This window comes from Okeania hirsuta, assembly GCF_003838195.1.
Taxonomy (GTDB): domain Bacteria; phylum Cyanobacteriota; class Cyanobacteriia; order Cyanobacteriales; family Microcoleaceae; genus Okeania; species Okeania hirsuta.
Genome location: NZ_RCBY01000016.1, coordinates 1 through 25,228, shown reverse-complemented (window position 1 = coordinate 25,228; position 25,228 = coordinate 1). Strand labels below are relative to the sequence as shown.

19 protein-coding genes and 3 pseudogenes are annotated in these 25,228 nt (G+C 36.2%); 10 read left to right on the top strand and 12 right to left on the bottom strand.

Translation table 11 applies throughout. From position 1 onward, the window contains the following. Positions 1–2 precede the first annotated feature (2 nt). The 4 genes from hpsB to D5R40_RS04780 all read left to right on the top strand — a co-directional run bounded on the left by hpsB (position 3) and on the right by D5R40_RS04780 (position 3,063). Positions 3–662: a hormogonium polysaccharide secretion pseudopilin HpsB gene (gene hpsB / locus D5R40_RS04790; RefSeq protein ID WP_124154295.1), complete on the top strand. Its 660-nt coding sequence runs from the start codon at positions 3–5 to the stop codon at positions 660–662. A 608-nt stretch (positions 663–1,270) separates the two neighbouring features. Next, entirely contained in the window at positions 1,271–1,432 is a 162-nt protein-coding gene (locus D5R40_RS34600) for a hypothetical protein (RefSeq protein WP_161564925.1), read from the top strand. 72 nt (positions 1,433–1,504) lie between these two features. Beyond that, positions 1,505–2,395: a hormogonium polysaccharide secretion pseudopilin HpsC gene (gene hpsC, locus D5R40_RS04785; protein ID WP_124144609.1), complete on the top strand. Its 891-nt coding sequence runs from the start codon at positions 1,505–1,507 to the stop codon at positions 2,393–2,395. Between the two features lie 53 nt (positions 2,396–2,448). Beyond that, on the top strand, positions 2,449–3,063 hold the full coding sequence (locus D5R40_RS04780) for a pilus assembly FimT family protein (protein ID WP_124144608.1): 615 nt from the start codon (positions 2,449–2,451) through the stop codon (positions 3,061–3,063). 72 nt (positions 3,064–3,135) lie between these two features. On the opposite strand, the pseudogene tnpA reads toward D5R40_RS04780, so the two are convergent. Next, positions 3,136–3,552 (bottom strand): annotated as a pseudogene (gene tnpA, locus D5R40_RS04775) (IS200/IS605 family transposase). Positions 3,553–3,631: 79 nt separating this feature from the next. Here tnpA and D5R40_RS04770 point away from each other — a divergent pair. Both D5R40_RS04770 and D5R40_RS04765 read left to right on the top strand, forming a co-directional pair. Beyond that, positions 3,632–5,059, top strand: coding sequence for an RNA-guided endonuclease InsQ/TnpB family protein (locus tag D5R40_RS04770; RefSeq protein ID WP_124144607.1), 1,428 nt, complete (start codon positions 3,632–3,634; stop codon positions 5,057–5,059). A 184-nt stretch (positions 5,060–5,243) separates the two neighbouring features. Further along, the gene (locus D5R40_RS04765) at positions 5,244–5,954 is read left to right on the top strand and encodes a pilus assembly FimT family protein (protein WP_124154294.1); all 711 of its coding nucleotides are present in this window, start codon (positions 5,244–5,246) and stop codon (positions 5,952–5,954) included. A 1,004-nt stretch (positions 5,955–6,958) separates the two neighbouring features. Here D5R40_RS04765 and obgE read toward each other — a convergent pair. The 5 genes from obgE to D5R40_RS04740 all read right to left on the bottom strand — a co-directional run bounded on the left by obgE (position 6,959) and on the right by D5R40_RS04740 (position 11,117). Continuing rightward, positions 6,959–7,987, bottom strand: a complete 1,029-nt coding sequence (gene obgE, locus D5R40_RS04760) for a GTPase ObgE (RefSeq protein ID WP_124154293.1) — start codon at positions 7,985–7,987, stop codon at positions 6,959–6,961. Between the two features lie 269 nt (positions 7,988–8,256). Beyond that, positions 8,257–8,469 (bottom strand): hypothetical protein, encoded by a 213-nt coding sequence (locus tag D5R40_RS34595; protein ID WP_124144604.1) that lies wholly within the window; start codon positions 8,467–8,469, stop codon positions 8,257–8,259. 203 nt (positions 8,470–8,672) lie between these two features. After that, the gene (locus D5R40_RS04750; RefSeq protein WP_124154292.1) at positions 8,673–8,906 is read right to left on the bottom strand and encodes a hypothetical protein; all 234 of its coding nucleotides are present in this window, start codon (positions 8,904–8,906) and stop codon (positions 8,673–8,675) included. 144 nt (positions 8,907–9,050) lie between these two features. Beyond that, the gene (locus D5R40_RS04745) at positions 9,051–9,773 is read right to left on the bottom strand and encodes a Mo-dependent nitrogenase C-terminal domain-containing protein (RefSeq protein WP_124144603.1); all 723 of its coding nucleotides are present in this window, start codon (positions 9,771–9,773) and stop codon (positions 9,051–9,053) included. A gap of 414 nt (positions 9,774–10,187) precedes the next feature. Then, a complete protein-coding gene (locus tag D5R40_RS04740) occupies positions 10,188–11,117 on the bottom strand; it encodes a bestrophin family protein (RefSeq protein WP_124144639.1) in 930 nt (309 codons plus the stop codon). Between the two features lie 1,413 nt (positions 11,118–12,530). On the opposite strand from D5R40_RS04740, the gene D5R40_RS04735 reads away from it, so the two are divergent. Next, a complete protein-coding gene (locus tag D5R40_RS04735) occupies positions 12,531–13,388 on the top strand; it encodes an HIT family protein (RefSeq protein ID WP_124144602.1) in 858 nt (285 codons plus the stop codon). A 519-nt stretch (positions 13,389–13,907) separates the two neighbouring features. On the opposite strand, the gene D5R40_RS04730 is transcribed toward D5R40_RS04735, so the two are convergent. Then, a complete protein-coding gene (locus D5R40_RS04730; protein WP_124144601.1) occupies positions 13,908–14,744 on the bottom strand; it encodes a pentapeptide repeat-containing protein in 837 nt (278 codons plus the stop codon). A 608-nt stretch (positions 14,745–15,352) separates the two neighbouring features. Here D5R40_RS04730 and D5R40_RS04725 point away from each other — a divergent pair. Both D5R40_RS04725 and D5R40_RS37385 read left to right on the top strand, forming a co-directional pair. Next, positions 15,353–15,940 (top strand): phycobiliprotein lyase, encoded by a 588-nt coding sequence (locus D5R40_RS04725; protein ID WP_124144600.1) that lies wholly within the window; start codon positions 15,353–15,355, stop codon positions 15,938–15,940. A 192-nt stretch (positions 15,941–16,132) separates the two neighbouring features. Further along, positions 16,133–16,298, top strand: a pseudogene (locus D5R40_RS37385) (IS1/IS1595 family N-terminal zinc-binding domain-containing protein); the annotation flags it as partial. Between the two features lie 175 nt (positions 16,299–16,473). On the opposite strand, the gene proX reads toward D5R40_RS37385, so the two are convergent. From proX to D5R40_RS04700, 4 genes and pseudogenes are all read right to left on the bottom strand, one after another. Then, on the bottom strand, positions 16,474–18,462 hold the full coding sequence (proX, locus tag D5R40_RS04715; RefSeq protein WP_205127603.1) for a glycine betaine/L-proline ABC transporter substrate-binding protein ProX: 1,989 nt from the start codon (positions 18,460–18,462) through the stop codon (positions 16,474–16,476). A 1,431-nt stretch (positions 18,463–19,893) separates the two neighbouring features. Further along, a complete protein-coding gene (locus tag D5R40_RS04710; protein ID WP_124144599.1) occupies positions 19,894–21,099 on the bottom strand; it encodes a quaternary amine ABC transporter ATP-binding protein in 1,206 nt (401 codons plus the stop codon). Between the two features lie 64 nt (positions 21,100–21,163). After that, a pseudogene (locus D5R40_RS04705) lies at positions 21,164–21,937 on the bottom strand (IS1 family transposase). An 859-nt stretch (positions 21,938–22,796) separates the two neighbouring features. After that, the gene (locus D5R40_RS04700) at positions 22,797–24,422 is read right to left on the bottom strand and encodes a coiled-coil domain-containing protein (RefSeq protein ID WP_124154291.1); all 1,626 of its coding nucleotides are present in this window, start codon (positions 24,420–24,422) and stop codon (positions 22,797–22,799) included. A 64-nt stretch (positions 24,423–24,486) separates the two neighbouring features. On the opposite strand from D5R40_RS04700, the gene D5R40_RS34590 reads away from it, so the two are divergent. Next, complete coding sequence (locus D5R40_RS34590) at positions 24,487–24,648, top strand: hypothetical protein (protein WP_161564476.1); 162 nt, start codon at positions 24,487–24,489, stop codon at positions 24,646–24,648. A gap of 33 nt (positions 24,649–24,681) precedes the next feature. Here D5R40_RS34590 and D5R40_RS04695 read toward each other — a convergent pair. Further along, on the bottom strand, positions 24,682–25,228 hold a 547-nt coding region (locus D5R40_RS04695; RefSeq protein ID WP_240041543.1), incomplete at its 5' end, for an RNA-guided endonuclease InsQ/TnpB family protein.

Genomic DNA, 25,228 nt, shown 5'->3' with positions numbered 1-25,228 from the left:
TCATGATTAAGTTTATAAAAATGCCTAAACCCCACTCATCAGAATCTGGCTATACTATCATGGAAAGTTTGGTAGCGATGATTGTGGTCGCTACACTGATGAGTGCAATCGCCCCTGTGATTGCCATATCAGTAGGAACTCGCGTTCAGGCGCGACGAATAGAACTGGCAGCTCAGGCGGCTAGAAGTTATATAGATGGTGTGCGAGCGGGAAGTATTCCTGCTCCAGAAATAGTCCCCAATAATTCAGTAGGAGCTATAGATGGTCCAGATAATCTAGAATGTCCAGACCCACCAAATCAAAATGAATACTGTACAACAACTGTAACTGTTGGCCAAACTGATGTTCGCCTATATTGTGTTGATGGAGGAGATGGAGGAGACTGTACTGGACTAACAGATATGGTTGTATATGCAGCGGGATTTCATAGAAATTCCACAGACTCTAGTGATGGCTATGAATTATTTGTACGAGTTTACAGAGGTAGTGGTGTAGAAGGGGTAACTTTATCAGAGAAAACTATATCAACTTCTGTTAGTAATACAGGATTAGCAACCAGAAGTGGTGATACAGAAAAGCCGCTGTTTACAACTAAGACAGAAATTGCTCCAAGTGATGGTAACTTATTCCAAAAGTATCACGATCGCTTAAAGGAAAACTGAAATATCTCTAATAGACATCTCCAATAATAAAAAATCAAATCAATTATGGCACATAAATTATCAATTATATCATGTCCGGATAATTAGTGATCAAAAAACTTTCTCCTTCTTCATTCTTTCTACCCTCCTGTCTCCTGTCTCCTGTCTCCTGACTCCTTCGTCGTTTATTTATAACTGTTCAACCAGACATGATATTATTTCCCCAATAAAAAATCAAATCAATTATGGCACATAAATTATCAATTATATCATGTCCGGATAATTAGTGATCAAAAAACTTTCTCCTTCTTCATTCTTTCTACCCTCCTGTCTCCTGTCTCCTGTCTCCTGACTCCTTCGTCGTTTATTTATAACTGTTCAACCAGACATGATATTATTTCCCCTCTCAGGAGGGGCGAAGGGTGGTTTCCCTACTGCCTACAGCAAAGCTGCCTACTGCCTCATTTGGTGGAGATGTCTAATATCAAATCCGTTTAATATCAAATCCGGTTAAACAGCCATAGAATGGTTAAGTTAGGAGGAGTCAACCCACCCCTAACCCCTCCGGTGGAGGGGAAGTCAGGAGACAGGAGTCAGGAAGAGAAAGAATTACAAAGATGAGGGTAGTTATGACGATTGAAGATTTTTTTTATGTCCAATTAAACGGATTTGATATAACCCCTCCCAACCCACCCCCAACCCCTCCCAGGAGGGGAGACAGCTATACTGGAGGAAAATTACATGGGGATAGTCAACGACCTGCCGCTCCGCGTCTACGCTCCCCCAAGTAATGCGTGAACACGACCGTTGACGGTGGGGTATTAAACCCACAAAGAAAATGATAAATACTAAGATGAAATAATATGAAAACTTTACTCGACTCGCTCCTAAAAATACAATACCAGCAAAGGCGATCGCCTTTATCTAAATCTACTGGTGGCTTTACAATGATAGAACTGCTGGTAGGAACAATTATTGCTTTTTTAATCACCATTCCTCTATTGAGTTTTGTTGTAGATATACTTAACCGAGATGTGAAGGAACAAGCAAAGGCAAGTACTGAGCAGGAGATTCAAGCAGCTATGGACTATATTGCTCAAGATATGAGTCAGGCTGTTTACATCTATACTCCAGATCAGGTTGAGGATATATCTAATGCTGGAACTCCAGCAATACCTACAGATGATGGTACTCCAAAACTTGTATTCTGGAAACGTAAGTATATGGAAGATGCAGTTCCTCTGAATAATGATGATTCAGTTGATTGTGATGCTAATCCCAATCAATGTAATGATACCTTTGTGTTTTCCTTAGTCGCTTATTATCAAATAGATGAGTTTAATTCTGTTTGGTGTGAACAAGATCCTTGCCCATCATCGCGCATAGCAAGAGTAGAAATAAGTAATAACCCCAAATATTTAGGTGGTAATTATGTTGGGGGAGAAGCACCGGATAATGGTTTTTCTGAGCAGAATTTAGGAGAGATACAAAATCCAGAAAAGTTAATCAAGGGTGATGGAGATTTTCCCGCAAGAAATGTATTAGTAAATCATATAGAAAAATTTGATGTTGAAGCTTCTAGTAATAAACTGGCTAAGGTAACTATTTTAGGTAACAGCAAAAGTCGTATACCAGGCCAATTTCAAAATAGTGATTGTGAAACCGATCTAACGTCACCCTATTGCCCAACTGTAACTGCTCAAGTGGGAAGCATTAGTAATCTAGGTTTTGAAGAAGAAGATGAAGAAGAATAATAGAGAAAACTTAGTATAATTCAATCGAGTCTAATAAAAAATATTAAAGTAAGATGAAAATAACAATATTGTCAAAGCTTTTACAGCATATTTCTCCAAGAATATCTAAGCACAATAATCAGGTTGATGCTGGTTTTAGTCTGATAGAGCTAGTAGTAGTAGTCTTGATTATAGGAATATTATCAGCGATCGCTGCTCCTGCTTGGGATGCTTTTGTCACCAGACAGCGTACTCGTACAGTAAATAGTTTAGTATTACAAGCTTTACAGAAAGCACAAAGTCAAGCTAAGTTGAAAAAGGAAGATGTAAATGTTGAGTTTAATATTGCTGTAGACCCACCAACAGTAACCTCTGGAGGTATTGATCAGAAATTAAATGCTAATGGTGAAATTAAGGCAGGAATGGTTAAATTAGTTGTACAAGAATGTGAGACCAAAGACGCTGATGGTAAATGTACCTCTTATCAAGACGATGCAGATGTTCAAATTCAATTTAACTATCTAGGTGCAGTGGAAATAGATGATCCAGTCCAAGAACTACCTTTTGCTGTTAGTGTTTCTACACCAGATGATAGACTCAAACGATGTACAATTGTGGAAACTCTCTTAGGTGGAATGAGAACAGCAGAAGGAGAATTCGATGAATCAACAGGAACAGGATGCCCATAATCTAATTTAACTTTCCCGACGGGAAGTCCAGCGCTCTCCCGAAGGGGAGTGGAGGGATGGGAAAGTCGGGCGTTATGTGTGTGGTTCATCCTGAGAATCTATGTACTTTTTTAGCACTGAAACACGCTCCACCACCACAGCTAGCAATAAAGTAAGACTCACTCCAAAAGACAGCTTTGAAATATACCTGGTTGACTTGTTCTGAAAACTCTGTTCTCAGTCTTCTGCTGCTTACAGATTTCAGATTAGTTACAAACAATGATTGCTCTAACTGTGGGTAGTATTGAAATCACAAATGTACATCGTCTGGTTCACCATTGAATTCTATGAGTTTGCAGTCCCCCGATCGTGTATAGGTTGTCTACTATTTCTCCTAATCGTTTGAGCATCTCCTGATCGATCACTTTTTTTCTATATTTTGTTACCAAGACTAAGTGGGCTTTCATGTCAGATACGGCTCTACCACGCTTATACAAAATCTTTTTTCATAATAATTCTGTTATAGCTGTTGACAATTGTAAATACAGTCATTACAATAACAGATATATAGATAAAGGTCGATTCTAGGATGCTACTGAAATATAAGTACAAGCTAAAGCCTCATAAAAGTCAAGCGGTTATTATCGCTAATTGGTTAGAATTGGCTAGAAAACAATATAATTATCGTTTGGCTGAAAGGTTGAATTGGTTTGAATCAACGCGCACACCAGTAAATGCCTGTCCTCTAAATGTTTCAGTAGTAACACTAGACCGAATTTATCAAAATATCCCTGAATGTAGAGTACAAACACGAGATGGTAGAAAAAAAGACAGTGATGGCAACCCAGTCACAAGAAAAGGAGACAAGCATCCAAATATAGTAAATGGGTATGTAGCTTGGGAAACAGTACAGTTAGCAGACTTAGCGCAAACTAAAAAACTCTTCCCTGAGTATAAGTCTATACACTCTCAAGTTCTACAAGATGTTATTCAGCGTGTACAAACCACTATGGATAACTTTACCAAACCAGATAAAAACGGCAAAACCAGTGGGAGGCCGAAATTCAAGGGGAAACATTACTATAATTCATTTAGTTATCCCCAGTTATCAAATGCAAATATTGTCAAAAATGCTAACGGTCGGTATTGTGTTAATCTACCAAAATTTGGTTTAGTCCCTTTTGTATTCAATCGGCCAATACCAAAGGGATTCAAGGTTAAAACAGGTACAGTAATTCGTGAAGTTGACGGATGGTATATCAGCTTCACGATAGAGGATCAAACTGTACCTGTAGAGGTTGCAGAAATTCAACCCACCGAACAAAATTCAAAAGGTCTCGATTTGGGACTGCTATACTATGCTGTCACCAGCGATGGTGAGTTTATAGAAGTGCCTAAGTTTTTCAGAAAATCTGAGCATCGCTTGTCTAAACTTCAGGTGAGATTAGCCAGGAAACAAAAACACTCCAGGGTTTGGAAAATTCTCAAACGTAAAATAGCCAAACTGCATCAATTAATAGCTAGACAACGTTTGGATTGGCAATTCAAGCTGGCTTATCACCTATTTTCAGATGTAAGTGTGATATTTGTAGAAGAGCTACAAATATCTAACCTAGTTCGACGTTGCAAAGCTAAATTAGGAGATAATGGTCAATTCTTACCAAATGGTCAATCAGCTAAGTCAGGATTAAATAAGTCTTTGCAGGATGCAGCATTTGGCCAGTTTGTTCAGGTTCTAGAATATGTTGCCTGGAAACTCGGCAAGAGAATTATCAAAGTAGACCCAAAAGGTACATCTCAACATTGTTGGGAATGTTTGAACAAAGTCTCTAAAAGCTTATCAGAGCGTTGGCATTCATGTCCTAAGTGTGGACAAGAACTAGACAGGGACTATAACTCAGCACTTCTGATACAAAAGATAGGATTGCTATCAACACAGGAGGAGGACATCACTTCTGTAAAAACTGCGGTCAGGGCTTCCCAGACTGAAGAATCCCGCGTTCGTCATGTCGCGTAAGCGCAGCGTCGGGAGTATGTCAAGCCTATGCTTACCACAAAATAACTTCCCTGTCAAATCTTCAGGTAAACGACAGGGCAAATTTTTTATGCAAAAAAATATCATCATGTTTGACGTTCAATTATGAATTGTTAAAATAGTAAAGAGAGATACAACTATTTAAAAACAGTAAATCAGGGTTGAAATGAACGTAAAAATCTTAATCTCCGTAATATCAACTATTATTAAAAATGCTGCAAAAAATATCTCAGAAAAATCACTTAAGCAAAAAGAAGCAGGATATAGCCTCACAGAATTAACATTAGTCGTACTAATTATTGGTATTATTGCCGCGATCGCTGCTCCCGGATGGCTAGCATTCATCAATAACTACCGTCTCCGCACCTCCACTGACAGAATATATCAAGCTATGTTTGCAGCTCGTCGCAATGCCATACGAGATAAAACTGCTTGGCAGGCAAGTTTCCAAGAAACCACCAATATTATTGGGCAACCCGTAATTAGGTATGCGCTACATAAACCAGCGATCGCTCCCAATGACCTACCAACCTCAAGTTGGAAATATCTAGAACCTGGTATTGAGATAGACGACAATCAGACAAATGACAAAGGCAAGTATGAAACTACCCTCCGGATAGTTAAACCCGATACCAATACAGTTACTACCAACAAAACAGACCCCATTTACCGTGCCCTTTTCAATTACAAAGGTTGCCCAGTTTACAAACCTACTGACCAATGTACACAAACTAGCATCCAAGCAAAAGGGCGTATTGGCATAAAACACCAGAACCAAGACAAACCAAAAAGGTGCGTGATTATTTCCACCCTATTAGGGGTAGTCCGAACTGGAAAAGACCATGCCAAAGCTTTAGACGGAAAATACTGCTATTAAAATTGTAGGTTGGGTTGAGAGAAACGAAACCCAACATTATCTAATTTCCCTCCATTATTGTGTTAGGTTTATCCTAACGGACAAGCTCCGCTAATACTACCATTCTACCCAACCTACATTATCAAAAGATTAACGTATAAAGCCTTTTCTTTGAAGGGAAAAAAGAAAAAAATTAGGTAGTCCTGCATGGTAATGGTGAAGTAGAATTTGTAGGTTGGGTTGAGAGAAACGAAACCCAACACCATAATTAAGGCGTTGCTGAATACTGGGATAATTGAGGCCGACACAGGGACACGGAGACATGGGGACACAGGGATTATGATTTCTGCTCTCTGACAAAATCATCCCGCAATTATGCAATGCCTTGAAGAAGGAGACAGGAGACAGGAGACAGGAGACAGGAGGAAAATTACATGGGGATTCGCTCCCCCAAGTAATGCGTGAACACCCCCGTTGACGGTGGGGTATTAAACCCACAAAGAAAATGATAATTATTGCTCTGCTGATTAAATATAAAAGCATTGACATATAAAGACTTTAGCCTTTTTGGGAACAAAAAAAGTGCGCCTGTTTCAGTCTAAAACGCTCAAAAAGGAGCGTATTTTAGGCGCATAGTTGGGCAGAAAAATCATTCTTACAAAACGCCCGCTCCTACTTCCTCGCTCCCGATCCATTTCTCCTCTCCTGGGAGGGGGAGGGGCGAGGGGTGGGTTGTCTCCTGTCTCCTACCCCTACTAAAATACTTTTGAGCGCAAACCCTAATTAATGTTGGGTTTCCCTCCGGGAAGCTCCGCTAACACTGTTGTTCAACCCAACCTACATCTATTTTCATTAGGGGTAATTATTAATTATTCATTGTTAATTATTAATTATTGAATAATATTATGTCCGGATAATTAGTTATAAAAAAACTTTCTCCTTCAACTCCAGTTTTTCTTCTTTCTTCCCTCTTTCCTCCTGTCTCCTGTCTCCTGTCTCCTGACTCCTCCGTAGTTATTTATTTATCACTGTTTAACCGGACATGATATAACATTTTCCTCCAATTCCAAAACCTGCCAAACTTCTTCCATCAACTCTTTCAAACCAATACCTGCAACAGCAGAAATCAGGAAAACTTTTCCCCTATTAATCTCTCTAAAATTACTAACCAACTCTTGAATTTCTGCACTTTCTAAATCTACAGCATCAACCTTATTCAAAGCTAAAATTTGATTTTTATCTTCCAAATTTCGCCCATAAACCTTTAACTCATTTTGAATAGTCTCAAAATTATCCACCGGATTAATATCTGTAATATCGACCAAATGCAACAATAATTTAGTTCGTTCAATATGCCTTAAAAATTCATGCCCCAAACCCAAACCAGCAGAAGCACCTTCTATTAATCCTGGAATATCAGCAAAAACAGTACCATCTCCCGTCCGTTTTCTCACAACACCTAAATTTGGTACTAGAGTAGTAAAAGGATAATCAGCAATTTTCGGACGGGCAGCAGAAAGTGCAGCAATTAAAGTAGATTTTCCCGCATTTGGTAACCCAATAATTCCCACTTCAGCTAACAGTTTTAACTCCAATCTTAACATTCGAGTTTCACCCTCCAACCCAGGCAAAGCATATTCAGGAGCGCGGTTACTATTACTGAGAAAATGTTTATTTCCTAACCCACCTTTACCACCTTTAGCAACACAAAAACTTTGTCCTGGTGTAATTAAATCTCCCAACAATTCCTCTGTTTCCGCATCATAAACCATTGTACCAGGAGGCACTTCAATTAAGCGATCGCTCCCTGAAGCACCAGTCATATTTTTTGGACCGCCACGCTTACCATTTTCTGCTTTAAAAATACGTTGAAATCTAAAATCGAGCAAAGTTTGAAGATTTTCAACCGCCACTAAAATCACGGAGCCACCACGGCCACCATTTCCACCAGATGGGCCTCCGGCAGGCACATATTTTTCTCGCCGAAAGGCAACCATACCGTCACCACCTTTACCAGCTTCTACTTGAATTTCTGCTTGGTCAATAAATTGCATATTTATCGGAAATGCTGTTTAGTTGAATAAAAAGTCATGCAGAGGGGCGAACGACTCACAATGATTACATCTTATCAGAATTTTTGGGGAGTTGCAACACAATATCCTCCCAGTTTTTTTGAGCCTCACACAATGAGATTTGAGTGAGGTGATTTGTCAGTTGAGCGATCGCTTCTGTATATTTATATATCTATAGATTCATCCTGCTGATTTTTAGTTGAATAAAAAGTCATGCGTAGGGACGAACGACTCCCAATGATTACATCTTATCAGAATTTTTGGGGAGTTGCAATACAATATCCTCCCAGTTTTTTTTGAGCTTCATACAATGACATCTGGGAGATTTCTCTGTTGAGCGATCGCTTCTGTATATCTATATCCTGCTGTTTTCGTGTTGAATAAAAAGTCATGCTTAGAGGCGAAAAACCCCCAATGCTTATATTGTATCGCAATTTTTTTGGAGATGCAAGACTCAATTCCATCTATTTTTTTTAAGCTTCACACAATGAGATTTGAGTGGGGTGATTTGTCAGTTGAGTGATCGCTCCTATATCTCTATTTATCATTTATCCCAAATGCTGTTTTTTTTGTTGAATAAAAAGTCATGTATAGGGGCGAGCAACTCCCAATGCTTATATTGTATCTCAAAAAAAATTGCGATACAAGACTCAATTCCATCGTTTTTTTAAGCTTCACACAATGAGATTTGAGTGATCTGATTTGTCAGTTGAGCGATCGCTTCATATATATAATCATTGAGAGGTAATGCTGATTTTTTGTTGAATAAAAAATCATGAATAAGGGCGAGCAACCCCCAATGATTACATCTTATCCCAATTTTTTTGGAGATGCAACACCACATTCCACCATTTTTTTCTAGAGCTTCACACAATGAGATTTGGGTGAGGTGATTTGTCACCTGAGCGATCGCTTCGATATATCTATAGAACCCCTGACCGTATCTTTGTCGGCGATTCAGTTTTTTGCTAGAAGTCAGAATTCAGGAGTCAGTAGGAAATAGGAAAAAAGAAGGAAGAGAGGAAGAAAGTTTCTTGTCAGTTCATCAACAATACTTAGACACATCCTCCTGACATTCATCTGCCAAATAAGATAAAGCACGAAAACGCATACCAACCAACTGGTCGTAAAGTGGATTAAGTTTACACATAGCTGGAATGTGGGCTACTTTCTTACCAAAAATCACAATATCTCGCTCAAAAGGACATTGAGGGGGAATCATTTTACATACCATGTGAGCCACTTTTGGGTCATGGATATCCCATCCATCCAACCAGTCTTTGATCGGAGCGAGTACAGTTTGATAATGTTCGGTGTCGTGGGGAATAATGAAAGTGCCAGTATGTTCTGTTTCTTCAATCCAACTGTCTAAATCATCTTCTGTTGCTTGTTCCTTGGCTTTTTCCAGATTTTTTCTCAGGGCATCTAAAGCTTTAACCTTTAGTCCTAAAGCGTTACAGTATCTATGAAGTATGTCATCCTCAGTAATAGAATAAATTCCATCTGCCAAGGCTACCATTACCGCAGTTCTCATAAAATTTTCTGCTATGGTAGGATTTTCTCCCAGTACCCTAGCTAAATCATCTGGATTAATGGGTTGTAATTCTGAGATTTCAATTTTAGAAGCAAACTCTTCGTGACTAAAGTGGTCAAATAAATCTTTCTCTGTCACATCTAATTCCCCATCAGCATAAGCAACGGTCATTAGTCCTCTTAACCAGGTTGTAGTTTGTTCTTTGTTTAGGGGAGATTTGACGATGCTAGTCATGGCTTAACCTCTGATTAATATATAACTACAACAAATACAGTTTTTTGACTAACTCCTAAAACCAATTACAAATTAAGTTGGTATGGGAGCTATTACTTAATATTTTATCTCACTATCTCCAGCCTAAAATCCTAAAGTTTCTGATTTATTTAAACTTTATTTATTATGATTTTAGTAGTGATTGCTACATCACTTTATGAAAAATAATGATTACGATCTTTAGCTATAGCAATCCTATTTTATTCGTGTCAAAAATCTTACTGCTTTTTAGGGAACACTTAACTGGGAAAAGGGAACAGGTAAGAGTTTCAGTTTTTTTATTCACTTTTTGATTACCCGCAACCTATTTAGGATTGCTATATTACCCAAAAAGAAAAATTAATTCTTCTTGCTTGTTCTCTACAAACAAATCATCTAACTTATTTCTTGCAAACTTACCCAACCTTCCCATAATTCAGAATTATTAAAAGAACCAGAGTTGATTAGTTCTAAAATATCCTCTGTCATTTTCTTGCCTATATTATCTATAGGAAGATCGTTACTGTCATAACCGAAAGGATTTTCTATTTCTAGACCAATGGCTTCTATTCCTAATAGAGCAAAACTAATAATACCTGACATAGGAATAGTCCACCAACTTAATTCTGCAACAAATTGAAAAGGAATGGCAAAGCAATAGATGAGCAATAAATGCTTTAAATGAATAGAATAAGCTTTCGGAATAGGTGTTGTAGCAATTCTTTGACAACCTCCAAAAGCGATAAAAATTTCTTCTATTTTTTGATTCCAACTGATTAAAGTCAATTCATTGATAGAACTATTTTTTGCAAGTCTATCAAAGTATATTGTTAACCATTTAGTAATTTGTAGAGGCATATTATTACTGCTATTCAATTCTAAACACTGAACTTCAGAGAGATATTTTTTTATTTCTTCGTTAACTTTTTCCTTTCTGACTTGAAGTTTGACCGCAATAAAAAGAGCAATTAATAGTTTGATGTAAGATATTTTTTGAGCGTAATCTTCACTGTTATTATCAGGAACAAACACTATGATATTTTTTGCCATAATGCAGCAATTTTTAGAAATAAGTCCGATTAATTTCCGACCTTCCCAATAGCGATCGTAAGCAGTATTAGTTCTAAAAACTAGCAATAAACCAAGGACTATTCCTGGAATAATACTACCTAAAATTGGCTGATTCATGGGCAAATTATTACCATGAGCTATAGTAACTAAAAGGGCAAATATCATAATTACCAATACTCTGAGCCAAATATTGGGAATGACTGAACTTTTAAAGTCAAAAATTATATGGAACCAGCTTTTTCTGGGGTCGTCCATTGGCTTAACCTTCAAATATATTGTGATTGCTGAAAGGGTATAGGAAATAGGAAAAATATATTATAAGTTGGTATTAAAATTAGTTATTAATTCTTATTCATTGATTGGGATTTTTTTAGTTGAGGAAAATTCTTAATAGGAATTAAACAAAATTAATTGCACATTTTCCGTCATTCAAACCTTTTTGCTACAAAATTTACAGAAAATTAGAGTAGGTAACTAATTCTATGCAGATGCTTATGTTTAATTTATCTGTAGACTGCTATATTCAAATAATTGAACAAATTATATAGATAAGTATAAGCAAGAATATTTTGTTTTATGTTTGTTTACTGATTCATCAATTGCCGTATGTTGTTTATATTGCTATGGGCTAAGATTAGGTTAGAAAAGCCATCGGATTGGTATGAGGTATACTAGGGAAAAATCTGACTAAATAAAGCTTTGAGTAATTTGTAAATACCAAGGCGTTCATTAATTGATAATTGATAATTGATAATTACCTCTGGTTAAAACCGTCCTTGATTGAATGTAAGGAAATATTATTTCTTCTCTTGGTCGATTGGATATGGCGAGGAGACCCGAAGAGTGCAGACCCGCTCCGAAGATCGCCATCCCACCCTTCGGGAAGCTACGAAGATCGACCGCTTTTTTTCCCTTTGAAAGGGGAGGATTTAAACCAGAATTATTTAATGATTAATGATTAATCATTAATTATTCGGTAAAATGTAATTTTTATTCTTTATGAAGTTGTTTAATGAAAAACCTATAATTCGATCACCCATATACTGTTAAAATTCTCTATAAATACTGAGCTGTTTCATTCTAAACTGTGCGATTTTATGTATTGACGAAACTACGTTATTCCAAGCTTGAGGAAATTTATCTTTCGCTGTCTGAAAATCAATAAATTCATTGCCAAAATCTAGAATGAAATCAACATGCTATAAATATAGTATTTATCAATGAGTTGCTCAAAATTTATTGTCATTTTTAATCACAAAAATTATTTTCAACCATCCACCATTTTCTATTCCTTTTTTGACAATCTAATGATTCTCAAAAATCGATAGCAATCTTATTTTAATTGTGAAATATTCTAGACTTTTCAGGAATAGTGGTGTGACCCCGTGGGGTGCAACAGACGCACCTGGTAGGGCACTCTTGTGACCTGTGATGAAATAGGGAATACCGAAGTAATAAAATTCTCATAAATCATTCCGGATTGCCAATTGATTCTAAATAATCAGTTGTGATATGGATTCAGTACTCAGATTTTATTGAGAAGTTTGACATTCTCTGCCATTCAATAAAGAGCGAAGTTGTTTTAGCGCCTTCCCAATTACCAATTACCAATTACCAATTACCAATTACAATTATTGTATTCTGCATTACTTCATCACAAAAGTATCCTTGTTTACCAATAAACAATCAAACCAATATAGCCACCTTACTGCTAAAGAGCGTAAATTTATTTCATTTCCAGCTCAATTATTGCTAGATAAAAATCTGCTAGTTGGTAAAATTCTCGACTTTGGCTGTGGTTTTGGTAATGATGTTAAACTACTACAACAAAAAAACTTTCCAGTCACTGGTTATGACCCTTATTATTTTCCACAATATCCCCAGACAAAATTTGATACTATTCTCTGTTTTTATGTATTAAATGTTTTATTTGACCAAGCACAAACTCAAGTTTTGATGGAAGTTTCACAATTATTAAAACCTGGAGGTAAAGCTTATTACTCTGTTAGAAGAGGTTTGAAGCGTGAGGGTTTTCGAGAGCATTATATACACAAAAAACCAACTTATCAGTGTTTAGTTAATTTACCTTTTAAATCTATCCACACAGATGAGTTGTGTGAAATTTATGAATATATTCATTATAATCAGCAAAAAAATTACACAAACAATTGCTTATTTTGTAACCCGCGTAAAAATTTACAGTTAATTACAGAGTCAGCAAAAACTTATGCAATACTTGATGGCTATCCAGTTACAAAAGGGCATACTTTAGTTATACCTAAGCGTCATCTAGCAAATTATTTTGAGTTACCTGTAGAAGAACAATTAGACTGTTGGTTAATGGTAAATCAGGTACAGAAAATTTTACAGGAAAAATATAATCCGGATGGGTTTAATGTAGGGATAAATGTTAATCGTGCCGGAGGACAAAAAATGATGCACACAAATATTCATGTTATCCCTCGGTATCAGGAAGATACTTCAAGAGTTAAGGGAGGAATGAGATTTGTTGTGCCAAAGAAGTAAAGAAAGGAAGAAGACTTTAGTTATCTAGGAGAGAAGGAAGAAGACTTTAGTTATCTAGGAGAGAAGGAAAATATTGCGTTGTCTAAGTTTTAAGCTTTTGATATGTTCTAACCTTTCTTTCAACTGCGATAAAAGTAGAAATTTTTCCATTAGACATAGGTGTGAAAATTCAAAATAAAATCAATTATTATCCATAAATTATCAATTATTTCTCCCTGTTCCCTGTTCCCTGTTCCCTCTTTTCTGGAATAAATTAAACAGTAGAAATTTTTCCATTAGACATAGGTGTGAAAATTCAAAATAAAATCAATTATTATCCATAAATTATCAATTATTTCTCCCTGTTCCCTGTTCCATGTTCCCTGTTCCCTCTTTTCTGGAATAAATTAAACAGTAGAAATTTTTCCATTAGACATAGGTGTGAAAATTCAAAATAAAATCAATTATTATCCATAAATTATCAATTATTTCTCCCTGTTCCCTGTTCCATGTTCCCTGTTCCCTCTTTTCTGGAATAAATTAAACATCAGTTAAATTAGAGAACAAACTACTCTTAGTATTAGTACGAGTAAAAGAATTCCAGGTTCCTAAATCTTTGCCAGAATATCCAAATAACATAGCTCTACTAGAGTCACTCAATCCCTGCACCAAAGTAAAATCAACTCCAGCAATACTAGGAATATTATCTAAACTCGCCCCCGTCAAATCAGCAGCTCGTAAATCAGCTCCTTCTAACTCTACCCCATTGAGTCGAGCATCACGCAAATTAGCACCTACTAAAAAAACTCCCTTCATATTAGAACCACTAAGAGCTGCACCTTGCAAGTTAGCGCCTGTCAAATCAGTACCACTCAGATAAGCACCCCGCAGATTTGCCCCTTGAAGGTCAGCTCCTCGGAGGTAAGCTGTATTTAAAAAAGCTCCACTCAAATCAGCTCCTGGTCCAACTGCTCCTGATTTTTTATAAGCAAATCCTTCAGGCCAAATTGTTTCACTATTATAGTAAGCTACTTGTAGTTTAGCTCCTGCCAAATTAGCATTAGCCAAATTAGCCTTTTGTAATTCAGCTCTATTGAGATAGGCATCAGTTAAATCTGCTCCACTCAAATTTGCTCCCTGAAGATTTGCTCCTCGTAAATCAGCACCTTTGAGATTTGCTCCACTTAAGTTTGCTTCACTCAAGTTAGCTCCAATGAGGATTGTATTATTTAGATTGGCCTGTTGTAAATTGCTTTGACTTAGATTGACTTGATATAGTTCAATTTGACTAATATCTATACCTTGTAGATTACTACCTGTAAGATTTTTGTCTTGCTGATAAGATTGAATAATTTCTGTAGCTGATTGAAACTGCATTTTGTTTGAGGAGAGTTTGCTATGTATAAAGATTTTAGTTAATTATATATTAATTAGATATATCAATCTTATTTGAGTTGTGAGATATTGTAGATTTTTAGGGAATACCGGAGCTGGGAATGAGAAACACTGAAGCAATAAAATTATCACATCCGATTCGGTGATTGCTATATCTATAAAAGTCTAAAGTATATATTAGAAATCTCCGGTCATAAAAAATAAAATCAACTATTGCACAGAAATTATCAATTATTTTTTTCTAATCTGTAGTTGCATGCAACGTCCCTACGACCTACTCCCTCTTTTGGAGGAGATGTCTATTTGATTTATCCTATAATTTTATGACTCTCAATTAGATTTTTATTGATTTTTCCTTAACTAAAAATATCCTAGTGGTACTTAGACATTTTTTGGCAGAAAAACGGCTTGAAAGTCAGTCTAGACAAGGGAATTACGTCAATGCCCTAAAAATGGCTAAAACCCTTGGTAATAAAGGATTTATACCTTTTTGACGTAAAAACCTCTACCTGTCTATATTTGAGCCTATATTCTGCTGCTATTTTGTGTAAGTCCCACTAGATGTTAACAAAAATTTAGAGACAAAAAAAATGAAATTCACACCACCAATGACAATGATGGATTTTTTTCTCAAAAGTGAGGGAATATGGTTTTCTCAACGTACTGTTCATCATTTTGATTCTGTTCAAGATGAGTCAGGGAAATCTAATTTAATCGTCAAAGTTTTAACAAAAGATGACCCTAAAGTTTTGGAAGTTTGTGAACAACAAAATTTAAATCCAGCTTTAGCAACAGGTGGTGCAAGTTTTAACTGGCAAGATAATTTAGATGATGATGAACCTAATCCCAATTATGCTGCTATTTTAGTAGATATTCCTGATTCTCAAACAGGCTTAACTGGAAAATTTTTGCGTAATCGTGGTTATGTTGAAGGTATTCCTGTAGTGGGTAGATATCATTTTGCCACGGATGGAGTCTTGACAATTGACACAGAATATGAAAGAAACCAAGGACAAGAACGTTGTTGGTTTCTGACAGATGATTTTCGAGTCAGAGTTAGTACAGTGCGAATGATGAATGGTGTTAATTTGATGGCCTATTGCTCCGAACGTCGTTGTATTACTCGCAAACAATTAGAAGAAATGATTCAAAAAAATTCTGCTAGAATCTCATCCTAAACAATAGATTTGTTGCTAAATAGATTGAAAAAAACGCTCAAACTACACCAAGAGTTTTGGCAATTTTTTACCATATCAAGCCACAAGTCTAATATCGAGTTATATCATGTCCGGATAATTAGTGATGAAAAAATTTTGGCGTTGGTAAATTAGGGTATGATATTTCCAAAAAGCCCTTATAGGTGAACTTTAATGCAATGTCGGTCATGCCAATCAACTCACGTTAACAAAAATGGATTTAAGAAAGGAAAACAGAATTACATCTGTGTTGATTGTCTCTCGACAGTTTTTAGACTGTTATCAAACACAAAAAGGTTATTCAAATGAGCTAAAACATGAATGTCTAACTATTCCTGTACCATTAGCTCAAAAACTTCTAACTATTTAGCGATCGCATTCTTTCCTCATCATACCTTCATTTACCAACGCCATATTTTACATTCCAGTTTAGTAATAAGCACTATTGATGACAGAGGCAATATGAAAACCCTTGATAATTGACAAATATCTTATTTATTTTGAGTGATAAAAACCTAACTTTTTGCTACTTCTAACCAACTATCAAATAACCCTTGATGACTAGCAACCCATTCTTCAGCGTGACGGCGAATATCTACAGGTTTATTCTCCCCATTTTTAACTTTTTCCTGTTGAAAATTAACATCCTCTAGAGGAATTTCAATCTGTTCAAATAAACTTTTCGCAACTGGATTATCCTGCAAAAAATTCTTATTTGCTAATATCCGAACTTTATCGACTGGAATACCAAGATTTTTTCCATTTACTGAAGTATCTTCTGCGGTGAAGTTTCCCTGAGTTTCTAATAAGGATGTAAAAGGAACGCCCAACCATTCCACATCCTCCTCAACTTTTAAAATTGAAGCTAACCAATGAGGAGTCCAAGTAAAATAAAGAATAGGTTTACCTTGCCGATAACGAGTCAAAGTATCCACCATCAAAGAAGAATAATCTCCTTCAATTTGCTCAACAGTATCCTCAAGTCCATAAACCTGTAAATGATGATTTATTATTCTTTCACACACCCAACCAGCAGTACAACCGATTAAATTTGCCTTACCATCACCATCTGAATCAAAAAGTTTAGCAATTTTTGGATCTTTGAGTTGTGATAAATCAGTAATATTATATTTCTCAGCAGTCTGTTTATCTATCTGATACCCCGCTTGACAATCAGAAATTAGCGTTCCAATCCTTTCTAATTTATCTTCCCCACCATTCTTGTCAAAAAATTCTTTTTGGGCAACTTGCCAATGAACACCAGTAAAATCCACATCATTATTACTAACAGCAATGTGCATTGCCGGAACATTCAATTGTTTTGCTCCTTTCACCTGATAGCCTAATTTCTCCAGCCCAATATTCACAATCTCCGTAACAAATATACCCGATGTTTCCAGACCAGAAGTAGACCGGACAATTATTCCATTCCCTGGTAATGCTTCATTTTTTGAGTTGATAGTAGTTTGGGACATTAATTGCCAGCTAGTAACACCAACCAGCAAAGCAAGCAAAATACTTATCCCTAGAGTTGTGCCTTTTTTTTTGGAAAAGCCACGAGACCGCCACCATCCAATTAAACCTCGCTCTTGCCAAGAATTAACTTTTCCCTGACTAATAGATTGAGTGATACGGTCGAGCATCACCGCAATTAAAACAATACCCAAACCACCTACAGTAGCTAGTCCGACATTTAAACGACCCAGACCTTGTAATACCATTTGTCCTAATCCCTCTACCCCAATCATTGAGGTGACAACTGACATTGATAAGGCCAACAAAATCGCTTGATTTGTACCAGCCAAAATAGTAGGCAAAGCCAAAGGAATTTGTACTTCTAATAAGACTTGTTGGGGAGTTGAGCCAAAAGCCAAAGCTGCTTCTACTGCTTCTGGAGATACTTGCCTAATGCCCAGATTTGTCAGACGAATTAGAGGGGGGACTGCAAAAACAAATGTGGCAATAATACCCGAAACTTCTCCAATTCCAAATAACATTACTACAGGTACTAGGTAGACGAAACTTGGAAGAGTTTGCATAGCATCTAGAAAGGGACGTAATATTTTGTTGAAGCGATCGCTAATGGCACTAATAATACCTAGAGGAATACCTACTAACATACAAAATATTACGGCTGTTAGAACCAGGGCCAGGGAAACCATTGCTGCTTCCCAAGCGCCACAAAAACCAATTATACAAAGAGCGATGATGCTGTAGATGGCTATTTTTCTTCCTGCTAATTGCCAGACCAGCAGGACAATAATTATGAGAAAAATCAAGGGGGGAACAGCTAGAAAACCAGATTTAATTATTTCCAGAGTATTTTTTATGGGTAAGCTGATAGCTTGAAATAGGGGACGAAAGTTATCAACTAGAAAATTAACAGCAGTGTTAACCCATTCGTCTAAGGGTAAAGTGTAAAACTGGAAAGGATTAAATATTTTGTCTAATCCTCCTTGAGTTGCAGTTATAAAGTAATTTGATATGGGAAAAAATTTGAACACTATATTATTGGCTCCTTTGGTGTTAGGTTTTATTCAAATCTTTAGGTAGCAGGGACTTACAGATATCTTCCTCCTAAAGTGCTTGATAAATAGTCTCTGGGAAGCTATTTAATTTATATTTATATTACTCTGGCTCGAAATTAATATTTTGGCATCAGTGCTCAAAACAGATGGTTTTTTGAGTTGTTAACGCTACATATCTAAGACGTTATAGTTTTTCTTTACTATATATAGTGTTTTTCCCTGATTTCTCAATTTATTTTGGATAGTATTTTGGCATCAGTGCTCAAAACAGATGGTTTTTTGAGTTGTTAACGCTACATATCTAAGACGTTATAGTTTTTCTTTACTATATATAGTGTTTTTCCCTGATTTCTCAATTTATTTTGGATAGTATTTTGGCATCAGTGCTCAAAACAGATGGTTTTTTGAGTTGTTAACGCTACATATCTAAGACGTTATAGTTTTTCTTTACTATATATAGTGTTTTTCCCTGATTTCTCAATTTATTTTGGATAGTATTTTGGCATCAGTGCTCAAAACAGATGGTTTTTTGAGTTGTTAACGCTACATATCTAAGACGTTATAGTTTTTCTTTACTATATATAGTAGTTTTACCTAATTTCTCGATTTACTTTGGGTAATATTTTGGTATTTGTTTGAGAATAGATGTTTTTTTAGTTCTCAACACTACATATCTAAGACGTTATAGTTTTTCTTTACTATATATAGTGGTTTTACCTAATTTCTCGATTTACTTTGGGTGGTGTTTTGGTATTTGTTTGAGATTTTAAGATATAGATGGTTTTTTCAGTTCTCAACACTACATATCTAAGACGTTATAGTTTTTCTTTACTATATATAGTAGTTTTACCTAATTTCTCGATTTACTTTGGGTAATATTTTGGTATTTGTTTGAGAATAGATGTTTTTTTAGTTCTCAACACTACATATCTAAGACGTTATAGTTTTTCTTTACTATATATAGTGGTTTTACCTAATTTCTCGATTTACTTTGGGTGGTGTTTTGGTATTTGTTTGAGATTTTAAGATATAGATGGTTTTTTCAGTTCTCAACACTACATATCTAAGACGTTATAGTTTTTCTTTACTATATATAGTGGTTTTACCTAATTTCTCGATTTACTTTGGGTGGTGTTTTTGTGTAAACCCTAAATTTATTATTACTGGAAAAAAAAGTTAAACTACAGAGACTTTTATTGCTACACAAAATAGTTCAAATGCTTTCTTTGGTAGTAGTGCATAGTAATGGTAAAAGTTAGAGGGAGCGATAATTTTTCACGACTTACTCTCAAAATACTGTTGAATATCTGGGAGAATAAATATTTCGGTAAATATCAAATTTTGTCCTTAAACATTACTATGCAGGACTACCCTTTCTTTTTTCTTGAAAAGCTTTCAAGAAATTTGTTAAGGAGTAGGTAATTTTTCTTGAGTAGTTTGTCGCCCCAAACTGGTAAGTACATCAGAAGCTTCTACCATACCTTTAAATTCTTTTTCTTCATCAACTACCGCTAGAGGAAATCCTTGTTTATAAAGGTGAAAAATATTTCCTAGATGAGCAGAAACATCAATTATAGGAAAATCAGTTTCTATCACCCCCATAATATCTTCTTTTTCCTGTTTGAGACTGGTTTCTAGATGTTCTTTTTTTACCAAACCAACAGGTTTATTCTGTTGATCGAGCACATACATAACTTGGAGATTATGGTCTAACATTTTTTTCAGCCCAGAGCCAACAGAATCTTGGCCAATCCTCAGAGAAGCTGTTTGATTAATAATAGAACCTACTGTAATAAATTGTGCAGGATTTACCTCTTGGATGAAAGCAGTGATATAATCATTTTTTGGTTGAGTGAGTAATTCTTCTGGTGTCCCCAATTGAACAATTGCCCCTGCTTTCATTACAGCAATACGATCGCCTAGTTTCAAAGCCTCTTGAATATCATGACTAATAAACACAATAGTTTTGTGTAATTCTTTCTGGAGTCGCAACAATTCATCTTGCATCTCTCCCCTAGTCAATGGGTCAAGGGCACTAAAAGCTTCGTCCATTAATAAAATTTCTGCATCAGTAGCCAAAGCACGGGCCAAACCCACTCGTTGCTGCATTCCCCCACTCAAAGAGGTCGGTTTATAATCTGCCCATTTAGCTAAACCCACAACTTCTAATGTTTCTAGTGCTTTCTGGCGACGATTAATTCGTTCAACTCCCCGCACCTTTAGTCCATACTCTACATTTTCAGCGACTGTTTTGTGAGGAAACAACCCAAAACGTTGAAAAACCATTGAGACTTTATTAAGTCGTATTTCTCGCATTCGTGTCTCACCAACGTGAGCAACATCTTCATCATCAATATAAATATGTCCGCTAGTGGGATGAATCAAACGATTAATACATCGAGCCAGGGTAGATTTTCCTGAGCCGGATAAACCCATTAATACAAATATTTCCCCTTGATTAATCTCAAGAGATATATCGGCCAATCCTAATACATTACCTGTGGATTGCAGTATATAATCTCTTGTTTTACCTTCCCGAAACAACTTAAGAGCGGCAAGATGTTTTTTGCCATAAATTTTAATGAGATTTTTTATAATTATTTTGGGTGGCATATTTTTATTTAATCATTAATTTAAGTTAACAGAAATTAATTAGTTATATTTTAGTACTTTCCAATTATTTTGTAGAGAATATATATTGGATATATTGGTGACGATAGTTAGCGTGCAATTTGGCGTTGCTGAGGGGCGGGATGAATCTAGAGGGAACGGGCAAATCCCAAAACTTAAGATAGTGAATTAATAGTCGGATGGAATGTTTAAGCATCTCTATTGACTTGGAATCACACAAGGTCTTGCGATGTAAGCGAGCCAAATAATGTCTTAGACCTGTATTTTCTCCCTCTACTCGGGTCATGTAGGTCTTGCTCACTATCTGGTCGCCCGATACGAATATACTGGGGGTACACCTTAAACCCATCAGTAACGTAGAAGAAGCACTGCCACAGTCCAACAATCTGCCATAGAGGTTCAAAAGTCAGAGCACTATGGTCTCCTACCACCCAACCTAATATACCAGCTTGGAAGTGGTCAACTGCTGTCCAGAGCCAGATTTTCTTTTTTTTGAGCCGACAAAAGTTTGTAGTTCGTCAAGGAACCCAACTTCAGGAATTTCGGAGGGTTCATAGGCATCTGGTAACTGTTCTCCGACCTGTCGTCACCATCGGATGACGGTGGTATGATGAATTCCTGTTACCCGTTCTATCCCACGAAAACCCATACCATTGACATACATTTTTAGACAAATGAGACGAGCATCGTCACTGTATCCTAGTTAAGTTTGAGGATTCGATACAAATTGGCGACCGCAATTGACACAAATGTGGTTCTGCTGGCCGCGTCTGCGACCGTTCTTACGGATATGTTTAGATTGGCACTCTGGACATTCCACATTTTTTCCCTTTGACTTGCTCTGTCCCAACCTATCATTCATCCCGCAAATCTGCAACGCCTGCAATTTATTTGGGCTTTGGATAAAGTGTAAAATTATCAACAATTAAGCTTTGGTCAAATTGTCATTAAAATAGAAAATTAACTATATTAGTAGACATATCCAAATCTGCCAATTTTGTAATGGTGACGTCAGGGCTTGAGAACCGTTTTTCGAGATTTCTAGTAGGTAGACAAAAATTATTTGTATATTTGCTACTCGTAAGAAATTCACTTTACTAAAATAATATTCAAAAACGAAAGTTAAGATTTCTGCCTAGAGATGATTTAGGCATCTAAATAATATTATGTCCGGTTGAATAGTTATAAATAACGAGAAGAGTAGTCAGGAAGACTGAGTCATGAAGACCGAGTCAGGAGGGAAGAAAAAGAGGATAAATTTTTTTCATCAGTAATTATCCGGACATGATTTAATTAGTTTATTAAACTCTATTTAATATTCAGATATATTTTTTGATACCTTTTTTTCATTTTATAGCAATAGCCAGAGCAGTGAGGACATACACTAATGATGAATCACTAGACAATGTTTTTCCCAGTGTTCCATGTTCCCTGTTCCCTGCTATAAATATTTCACTATTTACCCGATCATGATAAACCATTATGCGACTTGGATTCTCTCCGCTCTTCCTTGTGGAATACAAAGATTTAATCTCTACATTCATCAATTAGCAATTAGCGGAGAGCATTTGTCGCTTGGGAAATAAATAATTACCTTTTTCTCCCTGATTTGTTTTGAATTTTCCCAACTGAAAATTTCAAATTTTGGAATTAATCAAAAGAATCATATTTCTTTGATTTTATCTAGAAAAGGTACGATTTTGCCATCTATTAAGAATGTGATTTTCTGCAATCATAGATGTAGTTTGTAACTCAGAAATTTGCTTTCTTGAAGCCTGTATTGTCTCGACTTGATCGTGAAATTCTTGTTGCAATTTAGTCAGTTTATTTTGATAATCTGTAATTATTTGTTTCTGCAATTCTGACTGTTTTTCTAAAGCTTCATAAGTTTCCTGTGATACCATTGAACCAACTATAGATTCAAGATATTGCAACTTATTGAGTTGCTCCTGTAACTGGTGCTGCAAAGCTTCATAATTTTCTTTTGACACCATTAAATCAGTCTGTTCTTCGAAACTTCGCAACTTATTTTGCTGTTCTTCTGACTGACGCTGCAAAGTCTCATAAACTTCTCTAGAAACCATTGTGGTAATTTGTGCTTCTAGATGTTGCAACTTATCTTGTTGTTTTTCTGACTGATTTTGCAGGGTCTCATAACTTTCCCGCAATACCATTGAAGCTATTTGAGATTCTAGTTTTTGAAGTTGAGCTATTTGCTCTTGTGACTCTTGCTGAAGATTCTGATAAACTTCCTTTGATACCATTGAAGCTATCTGAGATTCTAGTTGCTCAACTTGAGCAATTTGCTCCTGTGATTTGTCTTGCAAAGAATCATAAACTTCCCTAGATACCATCAAAGCAATTTGCTCTTTTAATTGAGCCATTTGCTCTTGTGACTCTTGCTGAAGATTCTGATAAACTTCCTTTGATACCATTGAAGCTATCTGAGATTCTAGTTGCTCAACTTGAGCAATTTGCTCCTGTGATTGGTCTTGCAAAGAATCGTATACTTCCCTAGATACCATCAAAGCAATTTGCTCTTTTAATTGAGCTATTTGCTCTTGTGACTCTTGCTGAAGATTCTGATAAACTTCCTTTGATACCATTGAAGCTATCTGAGATTCTAGTTGCTCAACTTGAGCAATTTGCTCCTGTGATTGGTCTTGCAAAGAATCGTATACTTCCCTAGATACCATCAAAGCAATTTGCTCTTCTAGTTGTTTTAGTTGAGCTAGTTGTCCTTGAGATTCTTGCTGGAGAGTTTTATAACTTTCCTGAGATACCATCAAAGCTACTTGCTCTTCTAGTTGTTTAAGTTGAGCTAGTTGTGCTTGAGACTCTACGATTACTTTTTTATCTTCTTCTAATTGCTTCTGTAAAGTTTCATAACTTTCTCTTGACACCATCGCAGTCATTTGGTATTCCAAATGTTTAATCTGTGCCATCTGAGATGCCAACTCTTGTTGTAAAGTTTGATAACTTTCCGATAACTGATTTTGTACTTCTACAGAGTCAACTAATGGTTCTGGAACTGTTACTATATCCAATTTTTCATCAGATACTTCATTTGTCTTCAGAGCATTATTTTCTGTCTCCGATTTATTGTCCAAATTTACTTGGATCTGTGCCGCCTCTCTCAAAATTGCAAGGTCTCCTCTAGCAATGCGCTCAATTAACTCAGACCTAGATAGACCAAGTTCAGTTGCTACGTCCTTTAGCCTCTCAGCGCTAGTGGGAGTCAGAGACACACCGACTTTAACCTTGCTTTCTGAATATGAGGTGGCACCATTACGTTTTTTTGCCATTATAAATCTCCTTGGCCACCATAATGTTTCTAGTATACCCTTGAATGGTATTCCTTAAGTAATTATGGTATTCCGCTCTATTAAACTGACCCAAAACTCAGCAAATCTAGACTTAACTGGACGTTATGTAGTTTTGGTGTTAACTTCCTGTTTCAACGTGGCTTTAGTTTGGCAACTAAAGGGTTTGTCCACTCCGCAGGCCATCCCCGTAGAGCTTACCGTTTGACTTGGTAGAGTCGGATGGGAATATTCCTTCAAACTATCGTTCTATATTCTTGCTGGCATTTAAATCTTTGTCCTCAATGTGACCACAATCAGGGCAAATATAAACGCGGTTTTTTAATGGCATCTGATGACGATGATTCCCACAATTAGAGCAAATCTGTGAACTTGGAAACATTCTATCTACAAGCACTAATTGACTTGAGAATTTCTCAGTTTTATATTCTAATTGGCATCTAAATTCATACATCCCACAATCTGCAATTGCACCTGCTAATTTGTGATTTTTTAAGAATGCCTTAATTTGTAAATCTTCTATCTTTATTATGCTGTGGTTTTTAGCAAGATAGGTAGTTAGTTTATGGATAGCGTCTTTACGAATATTAGCTATCCGAGCGTGGATTTTTGCTAGTAGGGATGGCCCTCGGAGCGGCTCTGTCAAAAGCTGGTCTCCTCGCTGGCCGACCATCGACCAAGAGAAGAAAAAATTTTCATTATTAGTCAATCCTCTTATTTTCCAGGAGAGGTAATTATTAATTAGCGCTTGCTGGTTAAATATCAAAGCATTGACTGATATTGGTTTT